Raw genomic sequence first — 21,092 nt, 5'->3', positions numbered from 1 at the left:
CATTCAAACGCAAGGTTTTGTGGTGGGCCTATGGCCGGCGGCGTATGCCTCGGCTGGCCCCAGTGTTGTCAGGAATGCCGTACGGCAACATTCCACATATGGTGACTATAGCGCGTAATCCAAGCACGCGTTCGCCACGCCTCAAAAAAACTTTAGTTGCGCAACAGTAATAATCGACAAGTTATTTGCCGGCTTGCCACTGATCGTATTTCTTTTCCAATCTTGCAAACGTGCCGTCCTTGCGCATGGCATCCAGCGCTGCATTCATGCGGCCAATCATGGCGTCCGGCACGCTCGGGTTGCAAGCCAGGTAGACCTTCACGTGATGGAAAGTCAGGACCGGCACCAGCGCTTCCGGCGCGGCAAACTGCGCCAGGGCGCTGAGGTCGTTGTTGCGCACGCCGACCGCCCACAGGTCGATGCGGTCGAGCATGAGCTTCTTCGGGTTGGAAGCGTTGTCCGGCGCGCCATCGACTTCGAAGCCGCGGGCGCGCAGGAATTCGTCGCGCGCGTCGCCGTGATAGGTGCCGATGCGCAGCTTGCGCGCATCGTCCAGGCTGTGCACATCGTATTTGCGGCCGGCGCGCCCCATCAGCACCCATTCCGCTTCATCGGTGGGGCCGACCCATTTGAACTGTTTTTCGCGTTCCGGGGTGCGCGAAGTGGAATACACGCAGGTGTAGGGATCGCGCTGCGCCATGGTGAAGGCGCGCTTCCACGGCAGCACGTCGATGGTGTAGGCATAGCCGCTGCGGGCCAGCATTTCGCGGATTTTTTCGCCCTCGCGCCCGACCACTTGGTCGCCGACCTTCATGCTGGCCGGCGGCGAATGCTCGGCGGTGATCACGAGGGGCGGGGCTGCCAGCGCCGCGGCAGTTCCCATCAACATTGTCAGAATCGCCAGCCCTGATACCATGCCTACCTCTTTGCTATCCTCAACCACAGGATAGCAGGGAGGCGGGCCGGCGGACAATCAGTTGGCTTGAACCGTGCGGCGCTTGAACAGGCGGAAACGCTCGCTGCGGTCCGAGGCGCGGCGCCCTTCCCAGAGCTGTTCCCACTCGGCGCCCGGTTGTTGCTGGTAGGCACGAGATTTGATGCTATCTTGCAACAGCATCACTTCGCAGCGGCGCTGTTCGACGCCGTTGAACGGCATCTTGCCGAAGAAGGCGAAGGAGGCGCGCTGGGCCGGGGTGACGTTGCTCTGCACGCAATCGGTGCCGGGCGGCAGCACTGCCGCCGCCTCGCGCGCCACGCTGGCGTAGCTCTTGCTGTAGTTCACATGCGGCAGGAACAGCGTCATCAGCAGGATCCAGATCAGGATCAGGCCGCCGGACGACAGCACCACGGCGCGCCACAGCACGGCCGGGCGGCGCGACAGGCGCCAGTGCACCAGCACGAACCAGCCGGCGCTGGCGCACAGGCCGACCAGCAGCGACAGCCAGCTCACTTCCGGCGTGAAGCCCGGCAAGAGCTTGAGCACATTATGCGCCGGCTTGGCCGGCCAGCCGGTCAGCTGGGCGTAATAGAAAATCCACAGCACGGCGGCGCACAGGGTCAGCACCATTACGCTGAACCAGTCGATGGCGTTGATGGCGCCGCGCTTCATGGTCAGCAGGCCGAAGGCGGCCATGATGGCCAAGGGCGGCAGCAGCATCAGCAGGTGACCCTGCTCGGGGGCCGGGTTGATCAGCACCAGGAGGGTGGCTACCGTGACGAAGGTGGTCGGCACCACGATGTGCAGCAGGTTGCTCTGGCGCCGCCAGGCCCACACGGCCCAGGCGGCAAACGGCCAGGCCGGCCAGAAGAACCAGACCCCGACGCGCAAGAAGGTGCGCAAGCCTTCGAAGCCGGCCACCGTCAACTGGGCCTCGTTCCAGGCCATCCAGGCAGCCAGCGGCGCCTGGCCGTAAGGCCGGGTCAGCAGGGCGGGCACGGCCCACACGGCGGTCACGCCGGCAGCCACCGCCACGGCAAAGGCCAGGTCGCGCAGCGAACGGGCGGCCGGCATGGCCAGGAAGCGGGTGCAGGCAAACAGGGCGACCACCAGGGCGGCCGGCACCACCCAGCCGCGCGTCAGGGTCAGCAGGCCCAGCGCCAGGCCGGCCAGGGCGGCATTGCGCAGCGAAGGCAGTTCCATGTAGCGCACGCTGCGGTACAGGGTGAGCGCCAGCAGCGAGACCTGCAGCGGTTCGGCCGTGGTCTCGTGGCTGTGCACCAGCAAGCCCAGGCAGCCGAGGTAGATCAGCACGGCCGCATCGGCCAGGGTGCGGCCGAAATCGTTGGGCTCGGGCTGGCCGCCGAAGGCCAGGCGCAGCGGCTGCGCTTCCGGGCGCCGGCCCAGGTTGAAGGTGGCATACCAGACCGCCATCACGCCCAGCAAAAACACGCCCAGGGTGGCCACGCGCGCGCCCAGCACGTCGCCGATGGCCCAGCCGAACAGCTTGATGCCCAGCGCCCCGAGCCAGAACGCCAGCGGCCCTTCATCGGTCACCGACAGGCCGGCGATGTTCGGCCACAGCCAGTCTTGCCAGGCGCCATGCGCCATGGTCCACATCACGCCGAAGCTGGCCGCGTCATCGTTCTTCCATGGTTCACGCCCGATCAGGCCCGGCAGGATGTACAGCAAGCCCAGGGCGAAAAACGCCCAGCGGGGCAGGGTGCGGGTGGCGGCGGCGGGAAGACGGACTGGCTTCATCGGTCAGGGCTTATTCTTTGGAAAGCTGGAGTATGACGGGTAAAAAGAAAAAAGGCAGCCGCGGCTGCCTTTTTTTCGCTGCGACGGGGATTAGCCGTTTGCAACTGCGGTCTTGGAACCGACTTTGCCGAACTTCTGGCGGAACTTTTCCACGCGACCGGCGGTGTCGACGATCTTGTGCTGGCCGGTGAAGAATGGGTGCGATTCGGAGGAAACCTCGATCTTCACCAGTGGGTACTCTTTACCTTCGTGGGTCGCGGTGTCGCGGGTCTGGATGGTCGAGCGGGTGATGAACTTGAAGTCGCAGGACACGTCGTGGAACAGGACTTCGCGGTAATCTGGATGGGTATCAGCTTTCATGCTTTTCTCTCAATGTTGGTAGCCAAACAGCACTTCGTCGGTCCTTACTGCCTCTCGACCCGATTGCCGATCACTTGCCAGGGTTTAACGGAACTCGCGATTATACATCAAACCCGGTAAGGCGGGGTACGACCCAAGGGTCGGACCCCAGGTGTGCAAAAGCCGGGGATTAGGGTTGCCCCCGGCCGTGAGACCGTACGGGGTCTGACCCTGCGGGTCAGACCCCGGTTTACCGGTTTTGGTGGATCAGCCGCCGCGCCGCATCATCTCGAAGAACTCGCCATTGTTCTTGGTGGCGCGCATCTTGTCGAGAATGAACTCCATCGCCTCGATCTCGTCCATCGAGTACAACAGCTTGCGCAGGATCCAGATCTTCTGCAGCTGGTCGGCCTTGATCAGCAGTTCCTCGCGGCGGGTGCCCGACTTGTTCAGGTTGATGGCCGGGTAGACGCGCTTCTCGGCCAGGCGGCGCTCCAGGTGCACCTCCATATTGCCGGTGCCCTTGAATTCTTCGTAGATCACATCGTCCATGCGCGAACCGGTTTCGATCAGCGCGGTGGCGACGATGGTCAGCGAGCCGCCTTCTTCCACATTACGGGCGGCGCCGAAGAAGCGCTTCGGACGCTGCAGCGCATTGGCATCCACACCACCGGTCAGCACCTTGCCCGACGCCGGGATCACGGTGTTGTAGGCGCGCGCCAGGCGGGTGATCGAGTCCAGCAGGATCACCACGTCCTTCTTCATTTCCACCAGGCGCTTGGCTTTTTCCAGCACCATCTCGGCAACCTGCACGTGGCGGGTGGCCGGTTCGTCGAAGGTGGAAGCCACCACTTCGCCGCGCACCGAGCGCTGCATCTCGGTAACCTCTTCAGGACGTTCGTCGATCAGCAGCACGATCAGGGTCACGTCCGGGTGGTTGGTGGTGATGGCGTGCGCGATATGCTGCAGCATCACCGATTTACCGGATTTTGGCGAAGCCACCAAGAGGCCGCGCTGGCCTTTGCCGATCGGCGCCACCAGGTCGATGATGCGGCCGGTGATGTTCTCGGTGCCGGTCATGTCGCGCTCGAGGCGCAGCGGCACGTTCGGGTGCAGCGGGGTCAGGTTCTCAAACAGGATGCGGTGCTTGGACGCTTCCGGCGATTCGCCGTTGACCTTGTCCACCTTCACCAGGGCGAAGTAACGCTCGCCATCCTTCGGGGTACGCACCTCGCCCTCGATCGAATCGCCGGTGTGCAAGTTGAAGCGGCGGATCTGGGACGGGGAAATGTAAATATCGTCGGTCGACGCCATGTAGGAGGCGTCCGGCGAGCGCAGGAAGCCAAAGCCGTCAGGCAGGACTTCCAGGGCGCCGTCGCCGAAAATCTGTTCGCCGGCCTTGGCGCGTTTTTTCAGGATCGCGAACATCAGTTCCTGCTTGCGCAGGCGGGCCGCATTGTCGATATCGAGGCTGATTGCCATTTCCAGCAAAGCTGAAACGTGCATAGCCTTAAGTTCAGAAAGGTGCATAGCTGTTTGAGTGTCCCGTGACGGGAAAGTAAGGGTAGGGGAGGGAACTACGTGGGTTCTTTTAATTAAAGGGAAAGGTTTTTGGGCGCTTTCCCTGCCAATCAGGCGGGCTGCGGGCGCAGCACCGCCTATATTACATCAAATATTGCTGTCGATGAAAGAGGTCAGTTGACCTTTTGCCATGGCGCCGACTTTCTGCGCGGCTGGCACGCCATTCTTGAACAGGATCAGGGTCGGGATGCCGCGGATGCCGAACTTGCCCGGCACGGCCTGGTTGCTGTCCACGTCCAGCTTGGCGATGGTGAGCTTGCCGTCGTATTCCTTGGCCACTTCTTCCAGGATCGGCGCGATGCTCTTGCAAGGGCCGCACCATTCGGCCCAGAAGTCCACCAGCACAGGGCGGTCGGCCTTCAGCACGTCGGTGTCGAAGGAGGCATCGGTAATGTGTTTGATCAGGTCGCTCATGTTTTTCCTTAGTTGAGTGTTCGCCCGGGAATATCCCTTGCTGTTATCGCCCATCTGGCGACGAACTGCGCTAATTCAATACTGGGAAGTCAAGCGGGAATCAGGGCGGGAATGGCCCAAATAATAACCGATTTTTCCAGCCTGTGTACGCTGCTTGAAAGGCGAAAGTCGGGGTCAGGTCTGGCAATCCGCCAAAATGGCGGATTGCCAGACCTGACCCCGACTTTCATCCTGCACGGCGGGTGGCGGCCTGGGCCAGGAGCTCGGCCAGGGCGGCGGGGGTGGCGGGCTTGGCCAGCGTGCCGAGCAGGGCCAGGCCGTGGGCGCGCGCCAGCGTTTCGGCGGCCTGGCGGATGCCGGCGTCCATGCCGGACAAGAGGGCGACCGCGCCGCCGAAGTGGCTGTCGGCGGCCTTGCGCAGGAATTCTATGCCGTCCATCTCGGGCATCGACAGGTCGCACACCAGGAGGTCGGGGCGGTATTGCGGCAGCACCAGCAGGGCCTGGCGGGCGTCGCTTTCACTACGTACATTGAGCTGGCCGAGCTCTTCGAGCATGTCGGACAACATGCTCAGCATGAAGGGGTCGTCGTCGACCAGCAGGATGCGCAGCGGCGTGGTGGGGGTCTCAGTCATCGTCGGCAAAGGTGGTGTTGGTCATGATGTGCTCGCTCACCGCATGCAGCAGCGGCCACAGGCGGTCCAGCACGGCGCGCGCGGCGCCCGCTTCGGCTTCGGGCGCCAGCTGTTCCAGCTGCAGGCACAGCTCGGCCATGCCAAGCGCGCCCACGGCGCGCGCGCTGCTCTTGATGCGGTGGCCCAGCTCGCGCACTTTCTGCAGCTCGCCGGCGGCCAGCGCGTTTTCCATTTCGGTAAAGCCGGCTTCGGTGGTCTGCAGGAACTTGAAGGCGAACTTGCGGATCTTGTGCGGCTGGTAGCCCAGGAGCTGGGCCAGCACCGACAGGTCGATGATGGCCGGGTCGCCAGCCAGCGTGGGACGGAAGGCGGCGCGCCCGGCGCCGCGCGGCAGGGCGGCCTCGCTGGCGGCGGCGCCGGCGTCGCGCTCGGGCAGCCAGCTGGCGATCTTCTGGTACATCAGGGCCGGCTGGATCGGCTTGGCAATGAAGTCGTCCATGCCGGCCTGCAGGCAGCGTTCGCGGTCGTCCTTGGTGGCGGTGGCGGTCATGGCCAGCACGCGGGTGGCGGCCAGGGCCGGGTCGGCGCGGATGCGGCGCGTCGCTTCCAGCCCGTCCATCAGCGGCATCTGCACGTCCATCAGCACGCAGTCGAAGGCGGCCTGGTGCAAGAGGTCGAGCGCTTCGGCGCCGTTGTTGGCCAGGCACACCGAGGAGCCGGCTTCTTCCAGCATCTCGAGCGCGATCTGCTGGTTGAAGGTGTTGTCCTCGACCAGCAGGATGCGCGCGTCCTTCAGCGCCTGCATGGCGGCCGTGCTGCGCGCGCTGTCAAGCAGGGCGGCGGCGGCGGCGTTGACTTCGTTGATCACGTCCGGCAGGCCGCGCGGCGAGACGCCCAGGCGGGCGGTGAACCAGAAGGTGGCGCCGGCGCCGGGCGCGCTGTGCACGCCCACTTCGCCGCCCATCAGCTGCGCCAGCTGCTTGCAGATGGCCAGCCCCAGGCCGGTGCCGCCGTATTCGCGCGTGATGGCGCTGTCGGCTTGCTGGAAGGCCTGGAACAGCTTGCCCTGCTCGGCGTCCGACAGGCCGATGCCGTGGTCGCGCACCTCGAAGCGCAGCAGGCAGGCCATGTCGTCGGCCAGCAGCTGCTTGACGCTGACTTCGATGCTGCCCTGCTCGGAAAACTTGATGGCGTTGTTGACGTAGTTGATCAGGACCTGGCCCAGGCGCAGCGGGTCGCCGCGCAGCACCGGCGGCAGCGCCGGGTCGATGTCAAACGCCAGGCGCAGGCCGCGGCTGGCCGCCTTCGGCGCCACCACCGTGGTCAGGGTCTGGATCACGTGCTCGAGCGAGAAGTCGACGTCTTCGATTTCCAGCTTGCCTGCTTCGATCTTGGAGATGTCGAGGATGTCGTCGATGATGCGCAGCAGGTGCTCGCCGGCGAAGCGGATCTTTTCCAGGTAGTCGCGCTGGCGCGGCTCCAGTTCGGTCTTCAGCGCCAGGTAGGCCATGCCGATCACGCCGTTCATCGGGGTGCGGATCTCGTGGCTCATCTTGGCCAGGAACTGGCCTTTCGCGGCCGACGCTTCCTCGGCCTGCTGGCGCGCTTCGTCCAGCTGCGCGGTGCGCTGCGCCACCCGCTCTTCCAGGTGCTCGTTGAGTTCGCGCAGGGCGCGCTCGTTGGCCTTGCTGTCCGAGATGTCGATCGACATGCAGATCAGGTAGGCCGGCGCGCCGTGGGCGTCGTACACCGGCTTCTTGAAGGTGCGCAGCTGGCGCGTCTGGCCCAGGGCCGGGTTCCAGATGTTTTCCTCGAAGTCGATCAGGGCGCGCCCGGCAAACGCTTCCAGGTCGCGCGCGCGGAAGGCGGCCGCTTCTTCCGGCGCGTGGAACACGCTGTAGTCGCCGTTGTTCAATTCGTCGAAGGTGTAGCCGAACTGCTGCTCGCAGGCGCGGTTCATCAGCAGCATGCGGCTGTCCTTGTCCTTGATGAACAGGCCGATCGGCATCATCTGGATGATTTCCTGCAGCCGCTGCTCGCCCTGGCGCAGCGCGTCCTCGCTGCGCTTCCTGTAGGTGATGTCGGTCAGGCTGGCCACCAGCATGCTGCCCGGGCCGTGCTCGTCGCGCAGCGGCTCGACGTTGACCGACAGCCAGCAGGTGTCGCTGCCGGCGCCGGCGGCGGCCGGCACCCCCATCACCACGTCGCGCACCGGCTGGCCGCTGGAGAGCGCCTGCGCCACCGGGTGCTCGGGGGCGGAAAAGCGGCGGCCGTCCTCGTGCACGCCGTCCCACTGGCCGGCGCCGCGCGCGGCCGCGCGCCCCAGCATGCGGCTGGCGGCGGCATTGCATTCGACGATATTGCCGGCCGCGTCGAACACCAGCAGGCCGTTGGTGACGGCGTTGAACACCGAGGCCAGGCGCTGGTTGGAGTGGCGCAGCGCCAGCTCCGCCAGGCGCCGGTCGGAAATATCGGTGACCATGGTCAGCGTGCCGGCGTAGCTGCCGTTGTCGGCGTTGACGGTGGTGGTCGAGAGCAGGGCCCACAGCGAAGAGCCGTCCTGGCGGTAGAAGCGCCCTTCGGCCGGTTCTGCCGGCGTGGCGGCGGCGCCGCCTGGCTGGCGCTGCGCCTGCAGGGCCGGGCAGTCGGGGTCCATGAAGTCGGCCATCGGGCGCCCCAGCATGTGCTCGACTTCGTAGCCCAGCATGCGCGCCATGGTGGGGTTGACGAAGCTGGTCTGGTCGGCCGCGTCGCACATCCAGATGCCTTCGGCTGCGGTCTGCACGATCAGGCGGTAGCGCTCGGACGAGGCCTGCAGCGCTTCCTCGGCGCGCTGGCGCTGGGTCATGTCGCGCAGCGACACCACCACCAGGCCCTGGCCGGCCAGCTGGATCGGCGCCAGGTGCACCATGGCCGGGAAGTGGCTGCCGTCCAGGCGGCGCGCGGTCAGCACCCGGCCCGGCATGCGCGGGCGGGCAAACAGTTCGCGCGGGCGGCCCGGGGTGTCGCGCATCACGTCCGGGATCAGCAGTTCCATGCTGGCGCCGGCCAGCGTGCCGGCGTCGGCGGCAAACACCGCGTCGGCCGCCTCGTTGGCCTGGCGCACCCGCCCGCCGCGGTCGGCCACCAGCAGGGCGCCGGGCAGGGCGTCCAGCATGGCGGCCATGCGCGCCAGTTCGGCCGCGCTGCGGTCGGAAATGTCGCCCAGGGTGCCAGACATGCGCAAGGGCCGGCCGGCGGCGTCGCGCGCCAGCACCATGCCGCGCGCCAGCACCCAGGTGTAGCTGCCGTCGCGGCAGGCCATGCGAAATTCCATGGTGAACGGGGTGCGCCCGACGTCCGGCTGGTCCAGCGCGCCAATCTCGCCGGCGATGCGGGCGCGGTCGTCGGGGTGCACCAGCTGCAGCCACTGCTCGACATTGGCCGGGCGCAGCGCGCCCGGCGCATAGCCGAGGATTTCGCAGTAGCGCGGCGACAGGTGCAGCGCCGGGCGCTGCGGCTGCCAGTCCCAGGAACCTTCGCCGGCGCCTTCCAGCGCAAAGCTGGCAATGCGCTCGGCGTCGCCGACCCGCACTTCGGCGCCGCGCAGGGCGCGCGACACGCGCAGCAGGCGCCACAGGGCGGCGCCGGCCAAGAGCGCCAGCGCCACTCCCAGCGCGTAGTGCCAGGCCGGGGTGGCGGGGGCCTCGTGGTAGAGGAAGCCGTCCAGCTTGAAGTCGGCCGGCAGCAGGCCGGCGCCGGCGTAGCTGGCGGCAATGCCCTGCCAGCGCAGCGGGTTGCTGTAGCCCAGTTCGATCAGGTGCTGTTCCAGCAGCGGCGCCAGCTGGGCCGCTTCCCACAGCAGCTCTTCGCGCGCCTTGCGCTCGGGATAGCGGGCGCGGATCAGGTCGACAATCTCGTTCGGGTGCTCGAGCGCATAGCGCCAGCCTTTCAGCGTCGCTTCGCGCAGGGCGCGCGCGCGCGCCGGATGTTCGCGCAGCTCGCTCTCGGTGGTGTACAGGTTGTCGCCGTAGAAGTCGATGCCGGCGCTGCGCGGGTGCAGGATCTCATAGCGCAGGCCGGCGCGCTCGAGCGCGTAGGGCGCCGAGCTCAGGTAGGCGGATATGGCGTCGACCCGGCCCTCCAGCAAGTCTTGCGTGCCGTGGCTGCCGGGCACGATGGTGAGCTGGGCCAGCGGCACCTGCGCGCGCTGCAGGTAGACCCGCAATTCCTCGGTGTCGGGGCCGAGCGCGACGCGGCTGCCGGGCCAGGGGCGGCGCCGCCCCTGCTGGTCCAGGCGCACGGCCAGCACCGTGGCCGAATGCTGGAACACGGAGGCCAGCAGCACCACCGGGGCGCCGGCGGCGCGCCGCAGCAGCAGCGAGGCATTGCCCACGCCATACTGGGCGCCGCCGTCGAGCACGCTTTGCAGCGGGTCTTGCCCGGGCTGGGCTTCGCGCAAGGTCACGTCCAGCCCGGCGTCGCGGTAATAGCCCTTGGCCTGGGCCGCGTAATAGCCGGCAAAGGCGAACTGGTGGCGCCATTTGAGCTGGACGGTGACGGCCTCGGCGGCGCTGGCGGCCGGCGCCAGCGGCAGGGCGGCCAGCGCCAGCAGCCCGGCGCACAGCGGGGCTGCGATGGCGCGCGCGCAGCGGCGGCGCGCGCGGGCGCGCACGCGGGCAAGGACAGGCGGGGCGGCTTTCTGGCTCGATGGCGACAAGGCTTCCCTTTCTGGCCAGCGCGGGGGCGCTGGCGTGCGGACAACTATAGCATTGCTCAGGCGGGGACGCTGCCGCCAAATTGGTAGCGATGGCCAGGATGCCACATGGTGGCCAGCGAGGCCACGCGGCCGGCCGACTGGGTCTGGCGCTTGAGCACCAGGCAGGGCTGGCGCCCATCCATCGCCAGCATCTCGGCGATATCGCGCGGCGGCACCAGCGCTTCTATGCTGTAAGTGGCCGCCTGCAGCGGCGCCGCCCGCATCAGGTATTCATTGGGCGTGGTGTGGCTGAAGTCCTGCGTCATGTAGTCGGGGGCGCAAAGCGGGTTGACCCAGCGGTCTTCCACCTGGATCGGCACGCCGTTTTCAAAGTGCACGATGACGGAATGATACAGCTCTTGGCCCGGCGGCAAGTCGAAGGCCTTGCCCAGCAAGTCGCCGGCCTTGCCGCGCTCGAGCAGCTGCAAGGCGCTGCGGTGGGCGTGGCCGCGCGCCCTGACCTCGTCGGCAATGCTCTTGATTTCCAGCAGGGTGGCCTGGACTTTTTGCGGCGCGACATAGGTGCCGGCGCCCTGGCGGCGGGTCAGCACGCCTTCCGCGGTCAGTTCGCGCACGGCGCGGTTGACGGTCATGCGCGAGACGCCGAACTGCTTGACCAGGGCTTGCTCGGAAGGGATGACGGCGCCTTCCTTCCAGGCGCCGGCGGCAATTTGCGCCAGCAGGAAGTCCTTGATGCGTTGAAAGATGGGGGTGTCGTGTTGTTGGTGTTCTTCCAAGCCGTCCTCCGGATGAGTGCGCCGATTGTAGCATTCGGGAATTCAATAGCAAGCGGCGGAGTGCCGCCGGCCGGACGGCTGCCTACCATGGTGGCATACTACCGACTGGAGCTTGCGATGAACCCGATGAAGCCGATTTCCCGTTTCCTGACCGACAACGAGCGCTGGGCCGCCGTGCAGGCGCGCGACAGCGCGGCCGACGGCCAGTTCTACTATTCCGTGCGCACCACCGGCGTGTTCTGCCGCCCTTCCTGCGGCGCCCGGCCGGCCCTGCGCGAGAACGTGGCCTTCCATGCCTCCATCGCGGCGGCCGAGGCGGCCGGCTTCCGCCCCTGCAAGCGTTGCAAGCCGGACCAGCCGCCGCTGGCCGAGCGCCACGCGGCCATGGTGGCCGAGGTGTGCCGCCTGATCGATGCTTCGGAAGTGGCGCCCGACCTTGACGCGCTGGCTGCTGCCGGCGGCATGAGCCGCTTCCACTTCCACCGCGTGTTCAAGGCCCAGACCGGACTGACGCCGAAAGCCTATGCCGCGGCGGCGCGCGCGCGGCGCATGCAGCAGGGGCTGGCCGACCAGGCTTCCGTGACCGATGCCATCTACGCCGCCGGCTTCAATTCCAGCGGGCGCTTCTACGCCGCCACGCCAGGCGCGCTGGGCATGACGCCGTCGGCCTGGCGCGCGGGCGGGCGCGGGGCGGTGATCCGCTTTGCCATCGCCCAGTGCTCGCTGGGGGCGATCCTGGTGGCCAGCACCGAACGGGGCATCTGCTGCATCCTGCTGGGCGACGATCCGCAGGCGCTGGCGCACGACCTGCAGGACCGCTTCCCGCAGGCCGAGTTGCGCGGCGCGGAGGCAGATTACGAGCAGGTGGTGGCGCGTGTGATTGCCTTCGTCGAGGCGCCGCGGATCGGGCTCGACCTGCCGCTTGATGTGCGTGGCACGGCCTTCCAGCAGCGCGTCTGGCAAGCCTTGCGCGAAATTCCGGCCGGCGCGACGGTCAGCTATGCCGAACTGGCCGAGCGCGTGGGCGCGCCGAACGGGGCGCGGGCGGTGGCGGGCGCTTGCGCGGCCAACGCGATTGCGGTGGCGATTCCCTGCCACCGGGTGGTGCGCAACGATGGTTCGATCTCGGGCTATCGCTGGGGCGTGGAGCGCAAGGCGGCCTTGCTGGAACGCGAGGCGGAGGCGGCCACCGAGGCTGCGGCATGATGGGCGACCTGTTTGCGCCGCCGCTGGCTGCGGCGGCCGGGGCGCGCGCGGCTTTCGATTGGCCGCGCATTGCCGGCGACCTGGATGAATTCGGCTGTGCGCTGGTGCGGGGTGTCTTGTCGCCTGGCGAGTGCGCGGGGCTGGTGGCGGGCTATTGCCGGCCGGAGCTCTATCGCAGCCGGGTCGTCATGCAGCGGCATGGGTTCGGCAAGGGGGAATACCAGTACTTCCGCTATCCCTTGCCTGATCTGGTCGCGGAATTGCGCTGTTCCATGTATCCGCCGCTGGCGACCATCGCCAATCGCTGGTATGCGGCGATGGGGCTGGCACCGCGCTTTCCTGCTGAACATGCGGACTTTGTCGCGCGCTGCCATGCGGCCGGGCAACTGCGGCCGACACCCTTGTTGTTGCAGTACGGTGCGGGCGATTACAACTGCCTGCACCAGGATTTGTATGGCGAGCATGTGTTTCCGCTGCAAGCGGCCTTCCTGCTGTCGCAGCCGGGCCGCGATTTCGAGGGCGGTGAATTCGTGCTGACTGAACAGCGTCCGCGCATGCAGTCGCGCGTGGAGGTGGTGCCCTTGCAGCAAGGTGACTGCGTGATCTTCCCGGTCTTCCACCGGCCGCTGGCGGGAACGCGCGGCACCTATCGCGTCAACATGCGCCATGGCGTCAGCCGCCTGCGCAGCGGCCATCGCCATGCGCTCGGGATCATTTTCCATGATGCTGATTGAGGACATCCGGAACGGGTTGTCGATTTGGTGGCCAAAACAAATTGTCTGAAATCGTGTCTGAAACTGTCTGAAACCGTTCTGAAATTGTCTGAACTTAGGTTTCTCTCGCTTGTCAAAGACGTACTTGAACAAGCGGGAGGAAATCATGGGCCGTAAACTTGTTTCTGTTCAAATCTCGAGTGAACTGTTCCTCGAATTGGCGAACTATCTGCAGGAGTTCGGTGACGAGCGCGATCCGGCTGAAGTAGTCGAGGGCGCTCTGGCTTCCTGGCTTGCGGTCGCTCGCGGCGAGACGAGCGCTGGCGATGGCCCAGCGCCAGGTTTCCAGTGGAAGCAGCTGTTTCTGCCTGAAGGCACGGAACTGAAAATGCAATACCGTGGTCACTATGCTTTTGCCAAGGTTGTCGGCGATGCGGTGTTATACGATGGCAGGCCCATGAGTCCGAACCAATTTGCAGCCGAAGTGGCGGGCACGGCCCGCAACGCCTGGCGCGACCTATGGTTGCGTTTGCCGGGCCAGCGCTATTGGAAGAATGCGGCCTTTATTCGTAGTGATCAACTGCGGGGCCCGCGCCCGGAACCGGCCCCGGCATTCCGGCCTCACGACGCGGTTGCCGCCCCAGCCGTCATGGCGCAGAGCCTGCGCAATGCCCTCGCCTTGATCGAGAAGGCAGCCAGCCGCCGCCAAGGCAAGTTGGAACGGCGGACTGACATCCTGCCTGACGATTAGGCATTTCAGACAATTTCAGAACGGTTTCAGACAGTTTCAGACACGGTTTCAGACAATTTGTTTTGACCCCTGAATCGAAAACCCTTTCCGAATGCGCTCAAGGCAGTTCGCCAGAGGAATGCGGATCGATGGAATACGGGTAATGCTCGTCGAGGAAACCCGGCTGCGCCCGCACGCGCCCTATCCAGGCGCAAACATGGGGGAACTCACGCAAAGGCAGGCCCGCTTCTTCGGCCCGGTGGGTATAGGCAAACAGCGAAATATCCGCAATGGTATAGGTGTCGCCAGTGATGAAAGGCCGCAGCGCCAGCTCGCGCTCAAGGATTTGCAGTGCGCGCAAGCCACCCGCTCGCCGCATCTCGACCAGCGCGGCAGGCCGGCGCGCCAGCTTGCCCGTCATGGTCCAATGGCGCAGGGAAGCGATACTCAGCACGTAGTCCTGTTCAAACGACATCCACTGCTGCACCTTGGCCGCCGCAAAAGCATCGGCAGGCAGGTAACGCGTGCCGGAAGCCAGATAGGTGAGGATGGCATTCGACTCCGCCAGCACCCGTCCATCATCGAGGCGCAAAGCAGGCACCGCACCGGTCGGATTAAGCGCAAGGTAGGAAGGATCCTGCCCGGCGCCTTCGAAGATGCTGACCATCTCGGTACGATAAGGCAAGCCAAGATGCGACAGCAGCAAGCGGACTTTGTAAGCGTTTTGTGAAGGCAGGTAATCGTAAAGCGTCAGCATGGCGGAACTCCAACAGGAAAAGCCACATTGGACCAGCAGCCGGTTCCCGCCACACCCCGAATCTTGCTCTTTAATGCAAGCGAGTCTGCGGGTACACTCTGCTACGGAAAAAATCTTGCTTTCAAATTCGAAAGGACATGCCCATGCACTTCCGCCGCACCCTGCTGGCCGCCGCGCTGCTGGCCGCCACTGCCGCCAGCGCCGGCACCATGATCGAGAATGCCAACGGCTACACGCTGAACGCCAAAGGCAAGCTGCTGCGGTTCCAGGCGCTGGCCTTCGACGACAGCGGCAAGCTGGTGGCGGTCGGCAGTAAGCACGAAGTAGCGGCGAAGGCCAAGGGTTTCAAGCGCATCGACCTGCAAGGCAAGACCGTGCTGCCAGGCCTGATCGACGCCCATGGCCACGTGTTCGGCCTGGGTGAAGTCGCCACCAGTGCCGACTTGTACAGCCCCCCTTCGCTGCAGGCTGCGCAAGCTTCCGTCGCCAGGTTCGCGCAAGCGAACCCGCAGCGCAAATGGGTGATCGGCAAGGGCTGGAACCAGGAGACCTGGAAGCTGGGCCGCTTCCCGAATGTCGCCGAACTCGATGCAGTGGTCAGCGACCGTCCCGCCGCCATGGAACGTATCGACGGCCACGCCATGTGGGTCAACAGCAAAGCGCTGGAAGCGGCCGGCATTACGAAAGACACGAAAGATCCCGAAGGCGGCAAGATCGAGCGCGACGCCAACGGCAATGCCAGCGGCATCCTGGTCGACACGGCGATGGAATTCGTCTACAAGGTGCTGCCGAAACCAAGCGAGGCCGAAGCGCGCGCCATGCTCGATGGCGCGCTGGGCATCCTCTCCAGCGTCGGCCTGACCAGCGTGCACGATGCCGGCATCGACGCGGGCGCCGACCGCCTGTTCCGCGAGTACGCCGACCAGGGCAAGCTGACCACCCGCGTGTACGCCATGATCGGCGACGTGGGCCCCGACTTCGAGCAATTGTCGAAGAACGGCCCGCTGCCTTCATACGCCGACGGCCATTACGCGCTGGCAGCCGTCAAGCTGTATTCGGACGGTGCGCTGGGCAGCCGCGGCGCAGCCCTGGTCCACCCCTACAGCGACGCACCTTACACGCGCGGCCTGCTGTTCAACAGCGACGCCGCCATCCGCGCCAAGATGGAAAAGGCCATGAAGGCCGGCTACCAGGTCAATGTGCACGCCATCGGCGACGCTGGCAACAAGCAGATCCTCGACAGCTTCGCGCAACTGGGCAAGCAGTACCCGCTGGCGGCCAAACGGCACCGCATCGAGCACGCGCAGGTGGTGCAGCCGGCCGACATCCCGCGCTTCAAGCAGCTGGCCATCGTGCCGTCGATGCAGCCGACCCACGCCACCTCCGACCAGAACATGGCGGAGCAGCGCGTCGGTCCTGAGCGCATCAAGGGCGCCTATGCCTGGCGCACCTTCCTCAAGCAGGGCAGCCGCATCGCCTGCGGTTCCGATTTCCCGATCGAGTCGCCCAATCCGCTGCAAGGCATCCACGCTGCCGTCACGCGCCAGGACATGCAAGGCATGCCGAACGGCGGCTGGCACAAGGAGCAGGCCATGACGCTGGCCGAAGCCTTGCGCTGCTTCACGCTGGACGCGGCCTGGGCGGCGCACCAGGAGCAGTCGGTCGGTTCGCTGGAGCGGGGCAAGTGGGCCGACTTCATCGTCACCGACCGCGACCTGTTCCAGGTGCCGGCCGAAGACATCGGCAAGGTCGGCGTGCTGCAAACCTGGGTCGGCGGCAAGCAGGTGTTCCGCAAGTAAGCGCGCCGGCCGCGCTCAGCTCGTACGGACGTAGTCGGCGAGCCTGGCGATCCAGAACAGCAGCACAAGCAGTACCAGCAGCACCTTGGTGAACGACAGGCCGGTGTACCAGCGTTGGCGCGGCTGCCAGGCATCGCGCGCGGCGGCCGGCCTGGCCCTGGCTGTTGCGGGCGCGGCCGCCGGCGGCGCATTGCGGCAGTAGTCCGTCCACCACTGGACGGCAGCGGCGTTGAATTCGTAGTCCGCCAGGAACGGGGTTTTCGCCAGGTGCCGCAATACTTCCTGCATGCCCTCCACGTGGCTGCGGTGGCGGGCAAACGTGGTGAAGCGCGCCTCGTCGACCGGACCGGACACCAGCAGCAAGGCCCGCACCATCGGGTCTTCCTGCGACCACTGGTCGAACTGGCGCCGCCATTTGCGCGCGGCGTAGCGATTGAGCAGGCGCTGGATGGCCGCCTGGTCGGGCAAGTCCTCGCCCCCGCGCGAAGTCCAGGCCAGGGCGCCGGAGAAGGCCGGCACCAGCTGCCAGCGCTGTTCGAAATCTTCTTCCAGCGCGCGCACGATGGCCGTTTCCAGGCCCGCGCGGAAAGCGCCGTTGCCCCAGCCCGGCTGCCGGTAGCGGCGCGCCAGTTCGGCCCCGCGCTGCTCCGCCGGCAAGTGCTCCAGCGCCTGGCACAGCATGGCCGCTGCCGCCTGCGGCGCCGGCGGTTGGGGGCCGGGGCGCAGTTGCGGGCGCGCCGTGGCATACGATTGGGGACGCGGGCCGGGCAGCCAGCGCTGGCTGTGCTGCTGCGCCAGCGCGGCCTCGCTCTCCGGCTCCAGGTCGAGCACCAGCGGCTGCGCCAGCGGCGCGTCCAGCGGCAGTTCGGGCAGGGCCGGCAGGCTGGAGAACGGCGTGCGGGCCGCTGCCGGCGGCTGGCGCCGCGGCCGCGGCGGCGGCAGGGGCGGCACCAGTGGCACTGGGGCCGCGCCGATGCTATCGAATGCCAGCAGTGCCGGAAAATCGCCGGCCGCCGGCGCCGGCGCCGGCGCCTGCGGCGTGGCCAGCGCCTGCTCGTACGCTTCGCGCAAGGCCTGGAAGCCGGCCAGGTCTTGCTCCGGGTCGATCTGCTTGAGGCGGGCCGCGTAGGCCAGCTTGATGGCGCGCGTGTCGCTGGTCGGCGCGATGCCGAGGGTGTGCCAGATGGTCATGGTGAGCTTGCCTTATACCGGCCAGCCATTGCGGCGGGCATGGGCTTGGACTTCGACCGTCCAGAAACGCTCCGGCAGCACCGTCACGATGCCGGGATATGCGTCGTGGATCAGCAGCGGCACCAGGCCGCTTTGCAGGTAGCCGCCGGGCAGGTGCTTGCGGTCGAAGAAGATGGTGGTCAGGCGCAAGTCCGAGCTTGACAGGCGCAAGGGCAGCGGCAGGCCGAAGCTGCGCGTCCTCTCGTGCATCAGGTGGTCGGACAGGAAGGCCAGGCGGTGGTCCAGCGGGCGCGTGCCCTTGTAGTCGAAGATGGTGGTGGCGATCGGCCCCAGTTCTTCGCCGGTCGGGATGCCGCGCAGGTCGTACAGCACCTCGCCCGGGCAGTTGGCGTCGCCTTCCTGCCACATCAGGCTATTGGCCTGGGTGATTTGCCCCCATACCAGGCGCCCGCCGAGGAACAGGGCGCCGACGTTCTGGAACCACAGGTCAATGCTGTCGCCGTCGACCCAGGACGGGCGCGCCGGCACCAGGTAGCCGGGATCGGTGCTGCGCGCCAGGTCGATGCGGCGCTGCACATGCTCCATATCGTCCTGCAGGCGCGGCGCGCGCGAGGCGGCGGCCATGCGCCCCAGCTCTTTCAGCGTGGCGCGGAACTGGGCGCCGCTGCACGGCCCGAACAGGCGGTCCAGCAGCATGTGCAGCGGGAAGTAGACCTCGCTCTTGTTGAGCAGTCCGGCCAGCGCCAGGCGCGGCTGGCCGACGGCGTCGACCGCGATCGCGTGGGCCTGCTGCAACTGCCGCGCCGTGAACCAGTCGATGCGCGCGCCCGACTCCTGCGCCACCACGGTGCCGATGTAGAACGCCAGCACGTGCAGGAAATTGCGCTTGGCCGGATGCGCCAGGAATTGCGCATCGCTGACCTCCAGCCTGGGCTGCAGTTGCTCGAGCAGGTTGTCGATGCGCAGCAGGCTGGCCGCCGACAGGTCCAGCCCGAGCTGGTACAGCGCCTTGCGGTAGGCGATGCCGTGCTCGAAGGGGTAGCGTTCGATCAGGGCGTCGACGTGGCGGTTGGCCAGCACATTGCTGTCGCCGGCCGGGTCGTCGGCGCGCAGCGCGGGACAAAAGGCGTCGACCGCGCGCCGGGTGGCCTCGAAGGCTTCCAGCGACGGCGCTGCCAGGCGGTCGTATTCGCGCGCCTGCTGCCAGGCGCTGCCGCTGGGGCTCTTGCGCAGGGCGCGCGTGAAGCGCGGCAGCAGGTCGTCGGCCAGGTGGCGCAGGCCTGCCGGGCAGCGCTGCAGCTGGATCATGCCCGGAATGCAGCGCCGCTGGGGGTTGCTGGTATAGGGCAGGGCCAGCACCAGGCCGTGCATCAGCCCGCTGGCGGCGCCGAATTCCACGAACAGGGCGCGCTCGGCCGGGCAATCGTCGAAGCGGGCATTCATCTCGAACAGCAGCACCTGGCCGGTGGCGCCGGCGCCATGCAGCTGGGCGCGCACTTCGGCCAGCGCCCCGCGCGGCTGCGTGCTGCGCGCCTGGCCAACGTGGTCGCGCTGGTATAGCGTGAAGGGCAGGGGCTGGCCGGCCAGGATCAGCTGGTAGGCCTGCGCCGCAGCTTCACCCGCCAGGTCGATCAAAGGGAAGTCGGGGTGGTCGAGAAGCATGGCGCCAGGCGGGAATTGTAAACGTGAAAGAAAAGTAGTGTACTTACTAACTATTGACTCTGCAAGCCGCTAAAAATCAGTTGACTGGCTTGTATATACAACTTAGAGTGGCGCCATCAACCATTCAAGGAGCCGCCATGCCTACCAGCCTTGCCAACGATCCCCGCTACGACGCCACCCGCGACATCCGCGCCCCGCGCGGCCCGGAAATGACTTGCAAAACCTGGGGCGCGGAAGCGGCCTACCGCATGCTGCAGAACAACCTGGACAAGGAAGTGGCGGAGAACCCGCAACACCTGGTGGTGTACGGCGGCATCGGCCGCGCGGCCCGCAACTGGGCGTGCTTCGACCAGATCCTCGCTTCCCTGAAAAAGCTGGAAGCCAATGAAACCCTCTTGATCCAGTCCGGCAAGCCGGTCGGCGTGTTCCAGACCCACGAAGACGCGCCGCGCGTGCTGCTGGCCAATTCCAACCTGGTGCCGAAATGGGCCAACTGGGAGCATTTCAACGAGCTCGACCGCCAGGGCCTGTTCATGTACGGCCAGATGACGGCCGGTTCCTGGATCTATATCGGCACCCAGGGCATCGTGCAGGGCACCTACGAAACCTTCGCCGAAGCGGGCCGCCAGCACTTCGGCGGCGACCTGAAAGGGCGCTGGGTGCTGACCGCCGGCCTGGGCGGCATGGGCGGCGCGCAGCCGCTGGCCGCCACCTTTGCCGGCGCCGTCTCGCTCAACATCGAATGCCAGCAGTCCTCCATCGATTTCCGCCTGCGCACCCGCTACCTGGACAAGCAGGCCGCCAGCATCGATGCAGCGATCGAGATGATCAAGCAGCACCAGGCCAACGGCGACGCCATTTCCATCGGCCTCTTGGGCAACGCGGCCGACGTGCTGCCGGAACTGGTGCGCCGCGCCAAGGCCGGCGGCCTGGTGCCGGACCTGGTGACCGACCAGACTTCGGCCCACGACCTGGTCAACGGCTACCTGCCGCAAGGCTGGAGCGTCGCGCAGTGGAAGGCGGCTCAGGCCGACGCGGCGCAGCATGCGCGCCTGGTCGACGCGGCAGCCGCTTCCTGCGCCGTGCACGTGCAGGCCATGCTGGACTTCCAGGCGCTGGGCGCCAAGGTGGTCGACTACGGCAACAACATCCGCCAGGTGGCGCTGGACAAGGGCGTCAGGAACGCCTTCGACTTCCCCGGCTTCGTGCCGGCCTACATCCGCCCGCAGTTCTGCGAAGGGCGCGGCCCGTTCCGCTGGGTGGCCCTGTCCGGCGATCCGGAAGACATCTACAAGACCGACGCCAAGATCAAGGAACTGTTCCCGCACCACGCCAACGTGCACCGCTGGCTGGACATGGCGCGCGAACGCATCGCCTTCCAGGGCCTGCCGGCGCGCATCTGCTGGCTGGGCCTGGGCGAGCGCCACATCGCCGGCCTGGCTTTCAATGAAATGGTGAAGAACGGCGAACTGAAGGCGCCGATCGTGATCGGCCGCGACCACCTCGACACCGGCTCGGTCGCCTCGCCCAACCGCGAAACCGAAGGCATGCGCGACGGCACCGATGCCGTGTCCGACTGGCCGCTCTTGAACGCCATGCTCAACACCGCCGGCGGCGCCACCTGGGTCTCGCTGCACCACGGCGGCGGCGTCGGCATGGGCTACTCGCAGCACTCCGGCGTGGTGATCGTGGCCGACGGCACGGAAGCCGCCGCCAAGCGCCTGGGCCGCGTGCTGGTCAACGACTGCGGCTCGGGCGTGATGCGCCACGCCGACGCCGGCTACGAGTCCGCCATCGCATGCGCCAAGCGTAATAAACTGAACCTGCCGATGATCAAGTAAGACCGGTAAGGCACCTTGCCACGCGACCGCCGCGTATCGGGTGTCTGACCCT

16 protein-coding genes are annotated in these 21,092 nt (G+C 66.7%); 5 read left to right on the top strand and 11 right to left on the bottom strand.

Annotated features, from left to right (window positions below):
* Positions 1-181: 181 nt before the first annotated feature.
* The 8 genes from ACN9MY_RS28475 to hutC form a co-directional block, all read right to left on the bottom strand.
* On the bottom strand, positions 182-889 hold the full coding sequence (locus tag ACN9MY_RS28475) for a substrate-binding periplasmic protein (RefSeq protein ID WP_426165235.1): 708 nt from the start codon (positions 887-889) through the stop codon (positions 182-184).
* An 84-nt stretch (positions 890-973) separates the two neighbouring features.
* Positions 974-2,698: an ArnT family glycosyltransferase gene (locus ACN9MY_RS28470; protein WP_426336485.1), complete on the bottom strand. Its 1,725-nt coding sequence runs from the start codon at positions 2,696-2,698 to the stop codon at positions 974-976.
* Between the two features lie 90 nt (positions 2,699-2,788).
* Positions 2,789-3,058 (bottom strand): type B 50S ribosomal protein L31, encoded by a 270-nt coding sequence (locus ACN9MY_RS28465; protein ID WP_130310288.1) that lies wholly within the window; start codon positions 3,056-3,058, stop codon positions 2,789-2,791.
* A gap of 246 nt (positions 3,059-3,304) precedes the next feature.
* A complete protein-coding gene (gene rho / locus ACN9MY_RS28460) occupies positions 3,305-4,567 on the bottom strand; it encodes a transcription termination factor Rho (RefSeq protein WP_130310289.1) in 1,263 nt (420 codons plus the stop codon).
* Positions 4,568-4,705: 138 nt separating this feature from the next.
* Positions 4,706-5,032, bottom strand: a complete 327-nt coding sequence (trxA, locus tag ACN9MY_RS28455) for a thioredoxin TrxA (RefSeq protein ID WP_426165230.1) — start codon at positions 5,030-5,032, stop codon at positions 4,706-4,708.
* 226 nt (positions 5,033-5,258) lie between these two features.
* Positions 5,259-5,666: a response regulator gene (locus ACN9MY_RS28450; protein WP_426165228.1), complete on the bottom strand. Its 408-nt coding sequence runs from the start codon at positions 5,664-5,666 to the stop codon at positions 5,259-5,261.
* Complete coding sequence (locus ACN9MY_RS28445) at positions 5,659-10,365, bottom strand: PAS domain S-box protein (RefSeq protein WP_426336484.1); 4,707 nt, start codon at positions 10,363-10,365, stop codon at positions 5,659-5,661. Before ACN9MY_RS28445 ends, ACN9MY_RS28450 begins: the two co-directional genes overlap by 8 nt.
* A 56-nt stretch (positions 10,366-10,421) precedes the next feature.
* Positions 10,422-11,141: a histidine utilization repressor gene (gene hutC / locus ACN9MY_RS28440; RefSeq protein ID WP_426319368.1), complete on the bottom strand. Its 720-nt coding sequence runs from the start codon at positions 11,139-11,141 to the stop codon at positions 10,422-10,424.
* A 117-nt stretch (positions 11,142-11,258) separates the two neighbouring features.
* Between hutC and ada the strand changes: the two genes are divergently transcribed.
* From ada to ACN9MY_RS28425, 3 genes are all read left to right on the top strand, one after another.
* Entirely contained in the window at positions 11,259-12,347 is a 1,089-nt protein-coding gene (gene ada, locus ACN9MY_RS28435) for a bifunctional DNA-binding transcriptional regulator/O6-methylguanine-DNA methyltransferase Ada (protein WP_426319367.1), read from the top strand.
* Positions 12,344-13,081, top strand: a complete 738-nt coding sequence (locus ACN9MY_RS28430; protein WP_426336483.1) for a 2OG-Fe(II) oxygenase — start codon at positions 12,344-12,346, stop codon at positions 13,079-13,081. Before ada ends, ACN9MY_RS28430 begins: the two co-directional genes overlap by 4 nt.
* 145 nt (positions 13,082-13,226) lie before the next feature.
* Complete coding sequence (locus tag ACN9MY_RS28425) at positions 13,227-13,811, top strand: hypothetical protein (RefSeq protein WP_426336482.1); 585 nt, start codon at positions 13,227-13,229, stop codon at positions 13,809-13,811.
* A gap of 97 nt (positions 13,812-13,908) precedes the next feature.
* Here the strand turns inward: ACN9MY_RS28425 and ACN9MY_RS28420 are convergent, their stop codons facing one another.
* Complete coding sequence (locus ACN9MY_RS28420) at positions 13,909-14,547, bottom strand: glutathione S-transferase family protein (RefSeq protein WP_426336481.1); 639 nt, start codon at positions 14,545-14,547, stop codon at positions 13,909-13,911.
* A 137-nt stretch (positions 14,548-14,684) separates the two neighbouring features.
* Between ACN9MY_RS28420 and ACN9MY_RS28415 the strand changes: the two genes are divergently transcribed.
* The gene (locus ACN9MY_RS28415; RefSeq protein WP_426336480.1) at positions 14,685-16,346 is read left to right on the top strand and encodes an amidohydrolase; all 1,662 of its coding nucleotides are present in this window, start codon (positions 14,685-14,687) and stop codon (positions 16,344-16,346) included.
* A 15-nt stretch (positions 16,347-16,361) separates the two neighbouring features.
* Here the strand turns inward: ACN9MY_RS28415 and ACN9MY_RS28410 are convergent, their stop codons facing one another.
* Complete coding sequence (locus tag ACN9MY_RS28410; RefSeq protein ID WP_426336479.1) at positions 16,362-17,537, bottom strand: hypothetical protein; 1,176 nt, start codon at positions 17,535-17,537, stop codon at positions 16,362-16,364.
* A 12-nt stretch (positions 17,538-17,549) separates the two neighbouring features.
* A complete protein-coding gene (locus ACN9MY_RS28405) occupies positions 17,550-19,199 on the bottom strand; it encodes a hypothetical protein (protein WP_426336478.1) in 1,650 nt (549 codons plus the stop codon).
* Positions 19,200-19,336: 137 nt separating this feature from the next.
* Between ACN9MY_RS28405 and hutU the strand changes: the two genes are divergently transcribed.
* Positions 19,337-21,040 carry a urocanate hydratase gene (gene hutU / locus ACN9MY_RS28400; protein ID WP_426165208.1) on the top strand — a complete coding sequence of 568 codons (1,704 nt, stop codon included), beginning with the start codon at positions 19,337-19,339 and terminating at the stop codon, positions 21,038-21,040.
* The last annotated feature ends 52 nt before the right edge of the window (positions 21,041-21,092 follow it).

Source organism: Pseudoduganella sp. R-31, assembly GCF_049913235.1.
Lineage (GTDB): Bacteria > Pseudomonadota > Gammaproteobacteria > Burkholderiales > Burkholderiaceae_D > Rugamonas.
Note: the sequence above shows the minus strand (reverse complement) of the source record. Positions and strands in the feature narration are given on the sequence as shown.